Source organism: Terriglobia bacterium (assembly GCA_020073185.1).
In the GTDB taxonomy this organism is placed as follows: Bacteria; Acidobacteriota; Terriglobia; order Terriglobales; family Acidobacteriaceae; genus JAIQGF01.
In genome coordinates, this window is the sequence record JAIQFT010000001.1 from 44,049 (window position 1) to 58,404 (window position 14,356).

At 62.0% G+C, this 14,356-nt stretch carries 10 protein-coding genes; 5 read left to right on the forward strand and 5 right to left on the reverse strand.

Going from position 1 to position 14,356, the window contains the following annotated elements:
* Position 1: 1 nt before the first annotated feature.
* Positions 2 to 2,002 (reverse strand): HAMP domain-containing protein, encoded by a 2,001-nt coding sequence (locus LAN64_00220; protein MBZ5566252.1) that lies wholly within the window; start codon positions 2,000 to 2,002, stop codon positions 2 to 4.
* A 27-nt stretch (positions 2,003 to 2,029) separates the two neighbouring features.
* Positions 2,030 to 2,389, reverse strand: coding sequence for an energy transducer TonB (locus tag LAN64_00225; GenBank protein ID MBZ5566253.1), 360 nt, complete (start codon positions 2,387 to 2,389; stop codon positions 2,030 to 2,032).
* Positions 2,390 to 2,684: 295 nt separating this feature from the next.
* Here LAN64_00225 and LAN64_00230 point away from each other — a divergent pair, with 295 nt between their 5' ends.
* From LAN64_00230 to LAN64_00240, 3 genes are read left to right on the forward strand one after another with little or no spacing between them, the layout of a single operon-like run.
* Positions 2,685 to 5,501 carry a PAS domain S-box protein gene (locus LAN64_00230; GenBank protein ID MBZ5566254.1) on the forward strand — a complete coding sequence of 939 codons (2,817 nt, stop codon included), beginning with the start codon at positions 2,685 to 2,687 and terminating at the stop codon, positions 5,499 to 5,501.
* Positions 5,498 to 5,887: a response regulator gene (locus tag LAN64_00235; protein MBZ5566255.1), complete on the forward strand. Its 390-nt coding sequence runs from the start codon at positions 5,498 to 5,500 to the stop codon at positions 5,885 to 5,887. Before LAN64_00230 ends, LAN64_00235 begins: the two co-directional genes overlap by 4 nt.
* Positions 5,884 to 7,314 (forward strand): sigma-54 dependent transcriptional regulator, encoded by a 1,431-nt coding sequence (locus tag LAN64_00240; GenBank protein MBZ5566256.1) that lies wholly within the window; start codon positions 5,884 to 5,886, stop codon positions 7,312 to 7,314. The genes LAN64_00235 and LAN64_00240 overlap by 4 nt, the downstream gene beginning before the upstream one ends.
* A 197-nt stretch (positions 7,315 to 7,511) precedes the next feature.
* On the opposite strand, the gene LAN64_00245 is transcribed toward LAN64_00240, so the two are convergent.
* Positions 7,512 to 9,233: a winged helix-turn-helix domain-containing protein gene (locus LAN64_00245; protein ID MBZ5566257.1), complete on the reverse strand. Its 1,722-nt coding sequence runs from the start codon at positions 9,231 to 9,233 to the stop codon at positions 7,512 to 7,514.
* Positions 9,234 to 9,531: 298 nt separating this feature from the next.
* On the opposite strand from LAN64_00245, the gene LAN64_00250 reads away from it, so the two are divergent.
* Positions 9,532 to 10,158, forward strand: coding sequence for a hypothetical protein (locus LAN64_00250; protein MBZ5566258.1), 627 nt, complete (start codon positions 9,532 to 9,534; stop codon positions 10,156 to 10,158).
* 129 nt (positions 10,159 to 10,287) lie between these two features.
* Here LAN64_00250 and LAN64_00255 read toward each other — a convergent pair whose 3' ends face one another.
* Positions 10,288 to 12,318: a hypothetical protein gene (locus LAN64_00255; protein ID MBZ5566259.1), complete on the reverse strand. Its 2,031-nt coding sequence runs from the start codon at positions 12,316 to 12,318 to the stop codon at positions 10,288 to 10,290.
* Positions 12,230 to 13,027 carry a hypothetical protein gene (locus LAN64_00260; protein MBZ5566260.1) on the reverse strand — a complete coding sequence of 266 codons (798 nt, stop codon included), beginning with the start codon at positions 13,025 to 13,027 and terminating at the stop codon, positions 12,230 to 12,232. The genes LAN64_00255 and LAN64_00260 overlap by 89 nt, the downstream gene beginning before the upstream one ends.
* 596 nt (positions 13,028 to 13,623) lie before the next feature.
* Here LAN64_00260 and LAN64_00265 point away from each other — a divergent pair.
* Entirely contained in the window at positions 13,624 to 14,301 is a 678-nt protein-coding gene (locus tag LAN64_00265) for a hypothetical protein (protein ID MBZ5566261.1), read from the forward strand.
* Positions 14,302 to 14,356: the final 55 nt, after the last annotated feature.

Here is a 14,356-nt window from a genome sequence, read left to right on the forward strand (position 1 = left end):
CCTACGAACGAGCGGCGCTCGCGCAGCTCACTGGGGAAGCTCGCTGCCTTTCAGCCGGCCCCGGGCGCGCTGGACGCCGGCCATTGCCGTTGTAGCCGTCGAGCACGAACCGGTCCATGGCTTCCAGCAGGCTGCGCGACATCTTCGACATCTGCTCCGACGACGCCGCCAGTTCCGTGGAGCCGGAGGTCGAGCGCTGCACCAACTCACGCATCCGTTCCATGGCCTTTACCACCCCCTGCGCACCGGAGGCCTGTTCCTCGACCGCGGAATTAATTTCGTGCGTGATCTCGTTCAGCCGCGTGGTCGCCCGCGCAATTTGCGACGAGCCATGCGACTGCTCGTTGGTGGCCGCGCCGATCTCTTGCGCGAACTTGTAGACCTCGGTGACCACGGTGGATATCTTCCTCAGCGCCAGGTTCAGATCGGCGCCGAAGCTGATCCCCTCGTTCACGATCCCCGTGCTCTTTTCCATGTTGTCCACCGCCTTGCGCGCTTCCTTCTGAATGCTGGCGATCAACTCGGCGATCTCCTTGGTGGACTGCGCCGACCTTTCCGCCAGCTTGCGTACTTCGTCGGCGACCACGGCAAAGCCCAGCCCGTGTTCGCCGGCGCGCGCTGCTTCAATGGCCGCGTTCAGTGCCAGCAGGTTGGTCTGTTCCGCCAGGTCGTCAATCACCTCCACGATCTTGCCGATGTCGTCGGCGCGTTGCCCGAGCGCCCCGATGATCTCGCCCGCGGAGGAGATGGACCGGTTGATCCGCGTCAGGCCGTCGGTGGCTTTTTCCATCGTGCTGATCCCGTTCTGCACCTCTTCCCGCGAGCGCTGGCTGATGTCGAGCAGCACTTTTGCGGTCTCGGCCACCCGCTGAATCGAAGTCACCATCTGATCGATCGAGGCCGATGTCTCGCTCACGCTCGAGGCCTGCACTTGCGTGTTCTTCACCATGTTCTGCACGTTGATCGTCATCTCGTGCATGGTGCTGGTGACTTCGTCAATCGCCGAAGCCGCATTCAGGCTGATCTTGGCCGACTCGTCCGAGGCGCCCGCCACCTGGTTCGACCCGCTGGCCACTTGCGCCGCACTGTCGCGCACGCTGCTCACTAGCGCGCGCAATCCTTCGATCATCTTCGCGAAAGCGTTGCCCAGCGTGTCGTGCGTCGATCGCGGGCGCACTTCCACCGCCAGGTCGCCGCCGGCGATCGACTCGGAAACCGCCGCCATCTCGCGCAAATACCTAACCATGGAACTGAAGGTGCGCGCCAGGTCGCCGACTTCGTCCTCGCGCTTGCTGTCCACTTCGTGGTCGAGATCGCCGGAATCGCCGATATCGCGCGCCATGCCGATCAACTGCCCCAGCGGATCGGTGATCGACTTCGCGGTTTTATAGGAGATAAAAACGCCCAGCAGGATGGCCAGCAGAGTCCCCATGATGCTGATGATCGTGGTGGCCTTGGTCGCGGCCTCGTCTTTCTTGCGCTCCGCCTCCAGCAGCTTGGCGTTGGCGGCTTCGCCTTCATCCAGAGAAGCGGTGGAGGTCTTCATCCACAGCGCGGGATTGAGTTGCAGGTAATAAATCTCGAGTTCGCCGACCGTGGTCGCGCCCGAGTCCACCTGCTTGCGCTTGTCCACCAGCGGACGCGCGAATCCGGACTCCCACTGCCGCTCGGCCACGTCCAGGCTTTGCAGCGCGGCGCGGTGGCCCTCGGAGTTCACCTTGGATTGCAGGGTCTTCACTACGCTATGTAGCCGCGCGATGCCCTCATCCATCTTGTCCACTTCACGCAAGTCGCCGCTGAGCAGATAATTACGCAGGTACAGCCGGTTCTGCATCATCTGGAAGCGTACCGATTCACCTTCCTGCGCCAGTTGCAGGGCGCGTGAAGCGGCGTCGCGCGCGCTGTGCTCGCGCTGCACCACGGTCATGTTGACGATGAACAGCAGCAGCAGCAGCGCCAGGATTGCCCCGAAATTCAGGTACAGCTTCTTGCTGATCGTCATGGGCTGCTCCTTGGCAGTCGCGGGCCGTTACCCGCCAGGACGAACCTTGAACTCCACAATCGTTGTCGTCTCCGGCCCGGGCGCATAACGCCACTTGCGCAGCGCTTCGCTCGCCGCCTGAATCAACAGCGGGTGACCTCCTAAAGGCTTCAGGCTTTTCACGCTGCCGTTGGCCGCGATCACCACGTCGATTTTGACCGTTCCGCTGACCTGCATCTGCCGCGCAAGTTGGGGATAAGCGGGCTTTACCTTGTTGACCGCCTTGCGGTCCGTTCCCGACCACCCGGCGAACGACGGGAGCAAGCTCGCGCCCAGCACAGCCAACCTGAGCCAACCCGTTTTCCGGATCCCGAGCATGGCTGTCTCCTGGGAAAAATCCGGCATCATGAATGCACGGTGGCTGCCAGCCCTGCCCAAGCCTCATCCCGATAGAAGAATGCTCGTGTAAGTAGTTGAAAGCAGGGGAAATATTCTCTCCCATGAGCTCAGGAGCGTAACTCGGATTCACCCCCCGGCGCGCGCCGCTGTCTCAACTTCGACACCGCCCCATCCCCACCAGCTCTCACTCTGAGATTTTCTCCGCACCAGACCTGGTTGGCTAGTTAGTAACCAGCGCGCATTTATCTTGACTCAAATTGAGATTACGTGATTCTCTCTCAGGTACGCTGCAATAAATCTGTTCATGGCCACTGGAGAAAAGCCGGTTGTGGTGACCTCTGCTTCCGCGGAGGGCAACAGCGCATTGCAGCGCCGGCGCGCCGAGATGTTCGACGAATACCTGGAAAATTTCGTCGTTCGCGCCGCTGAATTCCTGCATTTCCACCGCGCCTTTATCGCGCTCGCCGAAACTGGCAGCTACGAGATCCGCTGGATTGCCGAACACGGCCAGCCGCGTCCGGCCCGGGCCAAGCTGCCGGACCTGCTGGAACGCCGCGCCCTCACCAGCGACGAGCCTTTCTGGACCACCGACGTTGGCCAGTGGGCGGAGGGTTGCCCCGAGCCGTTTAGCGCGCTGCATGGGCGCCAATGCTTGGTGATTCCCTTGCTCGGTTCCAACCGGCAGCCGTTGGGGATTGTTGGCCTGCTGGAGCGTGCCGACGGCGGCAACGTCAATCCCGACGACCTGCTGCGCGCTGCCACGCTGGCGGCGGAAGCCGCCGTCGTGCTCGAGGCGACCGCCAACCTGTACGCCGCCGATCAGCATCGCCGCCGCTCCGAGAACCTGATGTCCGCCGCGCTGGAGCTGAACTCCACCGTGCGCCTGCCCCAGTTCATGGAAGGCTTCACGGTTCGTGCCGCCAGCATCCTGAAGGCGCGCGCGGCTGCGCTGGCGCTGGTCCAGGGCAAGCATCTCGATACCGCGGTGGTTTACGATCCGGGTGCGCACCACGACTCCGCTATCTACCACCGCCTCGATGTCGCCTTCTCCGATCTCGCCGCCCAGCACCTCGATCCCATTATCTCTGGAGTCGCCGCCGAGCTCCTCGGCGAGTCGTTGGCCGCGACTCTGGGCTGGAGAGATCTCGCTCTGGCCCGCCTCGCCGGCGGCGACGGCGCGTTCATGGGGCTGCTTTGCCTGATTGATTGCGGCGCGCCGCTGGTGCACGACGACCGCAATCTCCTCCAGGCTCTGGTGGCGCACGCCGCCGTGGCGCTGGAAAACGCGCGCTGGTTCACCCGCATGGACCAAGCCAACCGCCACTGGATGGAGATTTTCGATGCCATCACCGACCTCATCGTGGTTCACGACGAGTCCTACCGCGTGCTGCGCGTCAATCGCTCCCTGGCCGACTTGATCGGTGTGCGCCCCTCGGAGCTGATCGGCGTCAGCGTGCGCGCCCTCGTCGCCATGGCCGCCGACCAAAGCACGCAGGCCTGTCCTTTCTGCCGCGTTCGTCCCGATGGCGCCGACGAATACATCCATCCCGTGCTCGACCGCACCTACCTCGTTTCCACTTCGCGGATTCACGGCGCCTCCAACGAGGGCTTGCAGACCATCCACGTGCTCAAGGACATCACCGACCGCCGCGAGGCCGAGCGCCGCTATCGCGAGCTCTTCGACACTATCCAGGAGGGCCTGTTCTTCTCCACCCCCGAGGGCCGCTTCATCGAAGTCAACGACGCCCTCGTTCGCATGCTCGGCTACGGCAGCCGCCAAGAACTGCTGCAGGTGGACATTCACAGCCAGCTCCATGTCTCCTCCGAACAGCGCAATCACTTCCAGCAGGAGATCAACTCCAAGGGCGTGGTGCGCAACTACGAGGAACTGCTCCGGCGCAAGGATGGCTCCATCATCCACAGCCTGCAGAACGCCTTTGCCGTCCGGGATAGCCACGGCAACGTGGTGCAGTACCGCGGCCTGATGCTGGACATCACCGAGGTGAAAAATTTCCAGGCCGAATTGCAGCGCCAGCGCGACTTCAACAACAAGATCCTCAACAACACCCAGAGCATGATCCTGGTGGTGGACACCGCCGGGCTGATCAGCTACGCCAACCGCCGCTGCTTCGAAGCCGGCGGCTACACGCAGGAGGATTTGCTCGGGCGCAAGCTGGTGGAACTGGTCCCCCCGGGACGGCGCGAGGCCCTGTCCACGGCCTTGTCGGAGACCCTCGCTGGACGCCAGATTGACAATCTCGAGTTGCCGGTGCTGCTCGGTCAGGGTCGCGGCGGGCAGTTCTCCATCAATCTCAGCCCCATGCGCGATGAGCCCGGCAACGTCAACAGCATCGTGGTGGTGATGACCGACATCACCGACGCCGCCATGCTGCAAGCCAAGCTCATGCACACCGAGAAGATGGCAGCCGTCGGGCAACTCGTCTCCGGCGTCGCCCACGAGGTCAACAATCCCCTCACCGCGGTGCTCGGTTTCACCGACCTGCTGCTGGAGCGTCCGGAAATGCCGCCCGCCGCCAAGGAAGACCTCAAGGTCATTCTCCAGGAAGCGCAGCGCACCAAGCAGATCGTTCAAAATCTGCTCAGCTTCGCCCGCCAGATGCCGCCGCAGCGCGAATCAGTGCAGTTGAACACCATCGTGCGCCGCACCCTGGCCCTGCGCTCCTACGACTTCGCCAGCCACGGCGTCGAGATCGTGGAGCGGCTCAACGAGCGCGTGCCCGACATCATCGGCGATCCGCACCAGTTGCAGCAGGTCTTCCTCAACATTTTGAACAATGCCTACGACGCCGTGCGCGAAACCGGAGGCCCGGGGCGCATTGAGATCTCCACGAACGCCGCCGCCGGCTTCGCCGAAGTCGTATTCCGCGACAACGGCAACGGCATTTCCTTTCCCGACCGCATCTTCGATCCCTTCTTCACCACCAAGGACGTGGGCAAGGGAACGGGCCTGGGCCTGAGCATCTGCTACGGCATTGTGCGCGAGCACGGCGGCGAAGTCTTGTGCTGGAACAACAGCGATGCGACCGGCGCCACCTTCACCGTCCGCTTGCCCATCACCGCGGAGGCCCCCAACCCGGCCGCCGCGCGAGCCTTGCCATGAGCCCCAGCGGCAAATATCCGGTGCTGGTGATCGAGGACGAGCCCGCGGTGCTCTCTTTCGTCAAGGCCGCCCTGGAGCGCGCCGGATACGACGTCGTTCCCGTCGCTTCCGGCGCCGACGCCCTTGCCATGCTGGCCCACGGACGATTTCTCGGCGTCGTCTCCGACATGCGTACCCCGGGCGGCGTGGACGGCGCCGACGTGCACGACTGGATCGCCTCCAACCGCCCGGAACTGGGCTCGCGCGTCATCTTCATCACCGGCGACATCGTCAACGAGGAGACCGCCGCTACTCTGCGCCGCACCGGCGCGCCCTGTGTCGAAAAGCCATTTCGCGTCCAGCAACTCATTGCTGTCGTCGAGAAAGTCTTTGGGGGCCCGAAATGAACGATGAGCCTCGCGTTCGCTTCCTGATCGTCGATGACGAGCAGAGCATCCGCAAGCTCTGCATGACCATCGGCGCCTCGCTTGGCTTCGAGTGTGCCGAAGCGGAAAGCGCCGAAGCCGCGCTCGCCTACCTGGAGACCGAGTCGCCCGATATCGTGCTGCTTGACCGCCAGCTCGGCGCCATGAGCGGCGACGACCTGCTCCGCCAAGTCAAGTCTCTGCTGCCCCGCACCGAAGCCGCCATCATCACCGGCCACGGCTCGATTGAGTCGGCGGTCGAAGCCATGAAGATCGGCGCCTACGACTACATCACCAAGCCCTTTGGCGCCGGCCAGTTGAAGCTCGTCCTGCAGCGCATGAAGGAAAAGGTGCGCCTCGTCGCCGAAAACGAGTACCTGCGCGACCGCGTCAGCAACCAGCAGGAGCTCAACGTCATTGACGGTTCCTCCGCCAAGATCCAGGACGTGCTGCGCATGATTTCCCGCCTCAAGGACACGCGCACTCCGGTGCTCATCACCGGCGAAAGCGGTACCGGAAAAGAGCTGGTCGCGCGCGCCATCCATTTTCGCGGCTCCTTCCAGAAGCGGCCCTTCGTCGCCGTGGACTGTGGCTCCCTGGTCCCGACCCTGATCGAGAGCGAGCTCTTCGGCTACGAAAAAGGTGCCTTCACCGGTGCCCTCAAGACCAAACAGGGTCTCTTCCAGGCGGCCAACACGGGCACCATTTTTCTCGACGAAATCGGCGAGCTGCCCCTCGACATGCAGGCCAAGCTGCTGCGCGTCCTGCAGGAAAAAGAGGTTCGTCCCGTCGGCAGCAACGACAAAGTCAAGGTGGACGTGCGCGTCATTGCCGCCACCAACCGCGATCTCGAATCCTCCTATCGCGCCGGCACCTTCCGCAAGGACCTCTATTTCCGGCTCAACGTCGTGACCGTTCACGTGCCCCCGCTGCGCGAGCGCCGTTCCGACATGGTGCCGTTGGTGCGCTCGTTCCTGGCGCGCTACGCTCCCGACGAAAACGTGCTGGTTACGCCGCCCGCGATGAATTGCCTGTTCCAATACGACTGGCCGGGCAACGTCCGCGAATTGGAGAACTGCGTCGAGCGCGCCATTGCCCTCGGCAATCGCAAGACGATTGACCTGCAGGACTTGCCCGCCTCCATCCGCGCTGCCGGCTCCACCGTTCCCGTGCCCGCGGAAGCGCCGGCGCCGGGCGCGCCCGCCATCGGGCCGGGCTCCACTGACCTCGAGGACATCGAGCGCCAGACCATCCAGCGCGTCTTCCAGCAGGTCGGAGGCGACAAAGCCCGCGCCGGAAAGATGCTGGGCATCAGCCGCGCCACCTTGTATCGCAAGCTCAAGCGCTATCATATCGAAGCCGGCGAGAGTGTTGACTCCACGGCAGTCAGCGCCGCGCAAAACAACTAGTGTGGGCTGGCCTTGGGTGCGCGGCCTTCATGCTGCGGTGCGATGGTGCCCCACATCTGCCCGGTTTTGGCAAATGTGGCCGAGGGCGCTACGGGGCAAGGTTCATGCGCCGCAGCAGGGCCTGAAAGCGAGGCTCAAACCGGACAAAATCCAAGTCAGGGGCCACCTTCATCCAAACCATCTCTTCGTCACGCTCCTCAAACCCACGTTCCAGCCAACTGAGCACCTGGTTCTTGTCGCCGAGCCCGATATACGCGCCGGCAATATGGGTGGGATTCACATAGTGAAGCCGGGCCTTCGCCAGCATCATGGATTGTTCTTTCCGCTTCGTCTCTCCTCCCGGCACCACCGTAGGCCTCCGCCAGAAACGACAGCAGATTTGGGTCCGGGCCGACTTGTCTTATCTTGTTCTCTAACACGGCAATCGCTTCCGGGTACATTTGCTTCATCATGTAGGACCAAGCTAGGCCGATGCTAAATCCTCTGGCGCCTAACCCTCGATATTGCTCAATGGCACGGTCGTACTGCCTTGACATCAGTGCCAGCACGGCCAGTGCATTTCGGTAGTCGGCCCGCAAGGGATCCAGTTCGATCGCCTCCTCTATCTGGGTGCGGGCCTCGTCGTTTCGCCTCAGCGCCGCCAGATAAAGGCCGTAGTCCATGTGGCCCTTGGCATAGCTGGGACTCAGTTGCAGGCCCAGCCGGTAGTGCTTCTCGGCTGCCGCCCAATCCCAGTCCAACAAATTGACGATGCCGGCCAGAGCACTATGAGCTTCTCCCAGAGAGGGATCCAGTTCCAATGCTTTCTTCGCCATTGCCTTGGCCTGGGGCAAGGTTTCGATTGCGCGATGACGTCCACGGTACGGATCTCCCAGGTCGCGATAGGCGTCGGCCAGTCCGGCGTAGGCGCGAGCGTAGCGCGGGTCCTTGGCGATTGCTCGCTTGAAATGTCGAATTGCTGTCTGTAAGCCCTCTTCCGTCCCCGTGTTCCAGTAGAAACGCCCCAGCAGGTAATCGTCCTGGGCCTGTGGATCAACCGTTCCGGCTGTCGCCAGCCGACTCTGTTCCCGCGGAGTGAGCCGGGCAGCTATCTCTCCGACGATAGCCTGGGCCACCTCCGCCTGCAAAACCAATGTGTCGCTCAGGTCGCGTTCATAGCTGCTGGCCCAAATGTGCTGGTCGCTGGCGGCGTCGATCAGTTGGACGTTGATCCGCACCCGATTGCCGGAACGTTGCACCGAACCTTCGACCACGGTGTCGACGTGGAGCTCCCGACTGATTTCGGGAAGCGTCTTGTGCGTTCCTTTGTAATGTATGGCCGAGGTTCGCGACATGACCTTGACGGCGCTGATTTGCCCCTGTTGTGTGACCAACTCGTCGGACATTCCATCGGCGAAGTAGCCTTGCTCGGGATCATGCGAAGGATTCTCCAGGGGCAGCACCACCAACGCCCTTATCCGGGGAGTATGGGGGTCGGCAGTCGGCCTGGCTTTGAAATGTCGCCAGGCAAACCAGCAAAGCCCGATACCAAACAACGATATGAGCAAGACCCATGGGAGCGCGTTCCAAGACCCAGGGCGAGGCAGTGGGGCCGGAATAGCAAGGGTGGGTTCTGCGGAGGGGCTTGGGGGAATCTTTCCTGCGTCCACTGGCGCAACGAAGCGATACCCCCGCCGCGCCAGGGTCTCGACATAACGCGGAGACTCCGCCGAGTCGCACAGTGCGTCCCGCAAGCGCCGGATGGCGCTGTACACACCCTGGTCGAATTCCACGAACGTGTCGGCGGGCCAGACCCGGCTCTTCAACTCCTCCCTGGTTACCACTCGGCCGGGCTTTTCCAGCAGGATGCAGAGAATCTGGAAGGGCTGGTCCTGGAGCCTGATTCGCGCACCCTCTTTAAGCAACTCGCCGGTGTCCAAGTCCAGTTCAAATGGGCCGAATCGCACTACATTTCCGGACTCTGGATGCGGCTGTGCCATGGTCGCACCCCCATTATTGGGCCGAGAGTTCATCACCATTTAATCGACGTGTTGCTCCTCTTCGCAGAAGGGCCGCAGCACCAGGCACTTAGCTCGTGAGACTTGTTCCAGAGCGAGGTCAGACCCGCACCATTGACGGGCGAGCCCGGCTTGGCTGAATGATGCAACGTTCGCAGCCAAAGTCCTGCCGTCACGGCTCCGCTGCGGAGACGACCTAGAGAATTAAGGAGAAGCTAACATGCAAACACGGTTCACAACCTGGGCCACCCACCTGAATCAGCACCTGCATACTCTCGCCGACAAGAGCAAAGGTCTCGTCCGTGTCGCGCCTGCAGTTCTGGCCTGCTGCGTAATTTTCTCCTCCGCTGCCGGGGCCTCCTGTGACTCCCGGCCTGGGCAAGCAGGGGTTCGAGTCATGCCAACTTGGCAGGCGCCGGAAAACTCAGTGACAAAAAACGGAGCGACCATGGGCGAAGTCAGGCTGGCTTCGATCGTGGGCTTGTGGCATGTCCTCTTTGTATCTGACGGAAAGCCCTTTGATGAGGGTTTCGACATGTGGCTCAGCGACGGAACAGAAATCCTCAACGATACCGCGCCTCCGCAACCCGCGAACGGAGCCGGCACGGTGTGTCTCGGGGTCTTTCGGAAAACGGGGCCGAGGACCTACAAACTCAAGGACCCTTTCTGGAGCTTCGACCCTGGCGCCAATTTGGTCGGGACCGGCCTCATCACCGAAACTGTCACTCTTGATGCGGGCGGCGACAGCTATCACGGCTCCTTCAAGTTTCAGGTCTTTGACCCTTCCAAGGATCTGGTTTTCGAGGCCGCAGGTCACCTTACAGCCGAGCGGATTACCCCTGATTGATCGACTGGCGTCCCAGATGTGTGTCTTCAGTCCCGCGATGGCGCCCCACATCTGCCCGGTTTTGGCAGATGTGGGTCTGCCGCGTCCATACTGGTTTCCTGGACGCGGGCTCCAATTCAAACTCGCTCGTTACCGCTCTGCTGCAGGCTTGGCAGCCTCTCTTGCCCCTTTCGCGCTGAGCGATTCCGGTTGGCCGAACTCCTCCGGGTATAGGTACTTGCCGCGCTCGCGCCCCACCTTCTCTACTTCGACCTCCATGCGATGGGCTTCGGCGTAAGCATCATGGCGGATGCCGGTCACCTGCCAGGACACTTTCGCACCCGGTTTCCCACCAGCAATTTTGAAACGATTGCCGGTGATTTCCTTCGCAATGTAAACCGGCATGAATCGCCCGATCGATGTAAGTTGATAGCGAAAATCGCGGTTGAGCGCCTCAAACCACTCCGCCAGCGTTACCCAGGCTTCGCCATGCTTGTCTAACACGGCAGTCCCGGTATAGAGATTCATCACTTCAGAGCTTTCGATGGAGGCGTGATAGAGGTATTTGTTTGCCGGGTCGAGCGGGTGATCAATCTTGAAGTTCTTGGTTCCGCTGACGCTCAGGTTTTGGGCAAACAAGGTGCCGTTAATGTTCGCGCTGCCGGCGGTCAGCACGCCGCTAGGCATGCTCAAGCCCCCGTCCAACTGGAGGTTACCTGTAGTTACGGTGATGGTGCATGGATTACAGGGGCCAAAGTTCGCGATCGAGTTGGTGACGATGCCGCCATTGGCGTTGATAGCGCCCGTGGCGCTGATGTTGCCGACGTTGACGTTAGGGCCGTTGAAACTGCCGCTGGCGGTGATGTTGGTAGCGTTGATAGTCCCGCCGTTGATAGTCCCGCCGTTGAGGGTGCTGCCGTTGACACTGCTGTTGGGGCCGTTGGCGTTGATGCTGCCGTTGGCGTTGAAGTCGTTGCCCTGGACATTGCCGCTGCCGTTCACCTGGAAGACGGTCGTCGAGTTGCCGTTTGGACCCACGTCGGCTTGGATGATGTTTCTCGAAGGCGTGACCGCAAAGTCAAGCTCGATGCCGCCGGCGTCGGGGCTGGACGCCATGCCGTTAAACAGACTGACCTTTCCCGAGGTCGCCTGGCTCCAGGACAACATCACCGGAACCTCGTGGCCCACCGCTGAGGTACTAATAGCTACCACCCCTATGCCGTCGGCACTGGCCGTCTTGCCGATCACGCCGGCGGTGATTCCCGTTCCCGTACCCACCCCGACGACGGCTCCCGGTACGGTGTTTGGGTCGGGCGGACCGCCGCCCGTGTTGGTCGGACCGTTGGCGGTGTCGGTTACCTTGAATACGCCTTGGACCGTAGGCGGGGTGTCCGCGCCAGTCCCGGTGAAAGGGAGTGTCAATCCTCCTCCTCCCCCGCCGCCGACGCTGTTGCAACCCACCGTGCCGTCGATGCCGATCAATGCCATCGCCGTGCCCGATGCGCAGGTCCCCGTGACACGCTTCTGCACGGAACTGAAGTCGGCGCTCAGGCTGACGTTGCCACTGGTGCCGCCGCCCGCCAAACCCGTTCCCGCGGTAACCCCTGTGATGGTTCCAATGTTGGTGACCGCGGCAGAGCTCTGCGTGGTGCCGTCGGGGAATTTGAAGCCTCCAGTGGTGCTTTCCACCACGCCGGCCACACTCAGTTTGTTCGCGGGAGCAGCGACGCCGACGCCGACGTTGCCGGTCGGCGCGATGAAGAACGACTTGGCGGCCACGGCGCTGTTGCTTTCGTAGCGCAGAAAACCAAAGTTGTCGGGGAAAAACGCCGATTGCTGCAACTCCCAGAAGCTGTTGGGTAGCGTGGTGTCGATCAAACGTATGCGCGGCGAGTCGCTGTTGACCAGCAGCGTACTGGTGTTCACCATCCCGGCCACATCAAGCTTGAACCCGGGATTGATGGTGCCGATGCCGATGTTGCCGTTGGCCGCTACCAGGAACGATTTGCTGGGTACCGCAATGTTGTTTTCGTAGCGCAGAAATCCAAAATTATCCGCTGCATAGGCGGACTGTTGCAGCTCCCAGAAGCTGTTAGGCAGCGTGGTGTCGATGAGGCGCAGACGCGGCGAGGGGCCCTGCACGAACACGTACGGCGCATTGACGATGCCGCCCACGTCCAAGGTGTAAAGCCGGATTGCTGTTGTTGACGCCCACGAAGCCGTTGTCGAACAGCAGCGAGTTCACCAAGTTGGTGCCGGTGACGTCGAATTTGGCGAGGAAATTCTGCGTGCCGCCAGCGGTGGTGACCGGGGCCGAGGTGCCGGCGGGCGCGCTGGCGCTCTTTTTGGTTGTGCTTGAACCGCCGCTAGTCGTCGTTGAGCCGCCGGTGGTCGAACTTGCCGTGCTGCCACTGGCGCCGCTGGAAGCATCGGCGGCCGCGGTCATGACGAAGTCGCTCAGCGGGTGTCCGCCCACGGTCTCGGCATCACCGGACTTGAGCGCGTAGGGAACTGAGACGAGCAACACGCGCGGCTGCTCGGCTTCCTGCTCCACCTGCACGCCGAGCCAGCGCGCTTCGTTCGTCGTGAACAGCTCCGTCGGCACGCCGTCCTTGGAATTGGCGCCCAATAAAACGCTGTAGCTGCCGTTGGCATCGGGCGTGACGTTCTGTACTTCCTGCCATAGCGGCGTGCCGCCGGTTGCGTCCTTGTACAGTGCAAAGGTGATGCCGACAGTGCCGTCGTGTGGTATGGAGCCGCTGAAGCGTACCAGGCGCGGCATCTGGGCCTGCTCGGATGCTGATCCGGAGGCCGTGACTTGTGCGAGCGATGAGATTGTGAAGGAAAACAGCACCAGGATGAAAGCGCAGGCGAGGGGAGTTTTACGCAATTGTGGCCTCCGGTAAGGTGGAACGCGAGATGTAATGCCTGGCCCGACTGCTCGACCCATGCGAAAGGAGCATTAAGGGTAAGAATCGGCTGTATTCCGACCCTTCCGGTCGTAGACGTTGGCATGACAGCACTTGCTCCACCAAGTGACGCTGGGCCATGACCTCGCAGGTCAAAGACTGCGCACGACGGCCGCCAAGATGTCGAGTTCTTCGACCTATCTCACCAATTCGATGGCGATGCCGAGCAGGATCGTACCACCCACTTCAGCACTACATGGGTAGTAGGTGGTGTCTGGAGTTCCGGTTAAGCAGCGAAACCGGAAGCGACCCGACACCAGTTGGGCGGTCTACGAACCTTCCGGTCACGTCGTTGCCGGGCCAGCAGGCGAAGACTGGCACAATTGTTCGTTGCGCTCCCAGCGATCTCCTGCGGACACGCTGGTTTTTGAGACCGGGTTTCATCCTGAGACGGAGAATATCCTCCACGGTTATGGCAGTACTCTCGTCGCTTCAACAACTTAAGTCGAGTGCAGGTTTGGCGCAATCCGTGCACTATGGCAGACGGGCCGCAACCCAGCGCCCCTGGAGCTGCAACGTGTCGCAACCCTCGGTGTTAATCGTCTCGGATGAACCGGAGTTCGCGCCCACCATTATGGCGCGCTGGCAGACGGAACGCAGCGTACCCGCTTTCCTGCTGATGTCGACTCCCGCCTGGAGCGATTTGCTGGTGGCGGCCTGCGATATGGTGCTGATCGCCGGCGTGCGGCAGGTGGTCGCGCCGCTGTTCAAGTGCCTGGACGAGTCCGTCAAACCGGTCGTATACCTGGTTCCCGATTCTCTCGAACTGCAAAAGCTGCGCAGCGATTACTCGCGTTTCATGCTGGTGCGCGACCACCACGGCTGGGTAGACGTGCTGGTAGCGCTGGCGGCCGAGACTTTGCGCCGCCTGGATGCCAACGCGCGCGCGCGCCGGGCCGAGCAGGCGCTGGCGCAAGCCGAGCCCCATGCTATGCTGGGGCAGTACATGCTGGACATGCGGCACAGCCTGAACAATGCGCTGACCTCGGTCCTGGGAAATGCCGAGCTCATGCTGCTGGAGCCGGGTGCCTTTACCGCCGAGGTGCGCGATCAGGTTGCCACTATCCACACCATGGCGCTGCGCATCCACGATATTGTGCAGCGGTTCAGTACGATGGAGTCAGAAATCAAGTTCGCCGCCAAGTCTCACTCTGAGATGAAGGCCCCGCCCCCACGACTGGCCACTGCACGTTGAGGTGCATGTCCTAAATTCCGGTTCTCGCGGTGACGATTCTTGAGTACAGTACGGC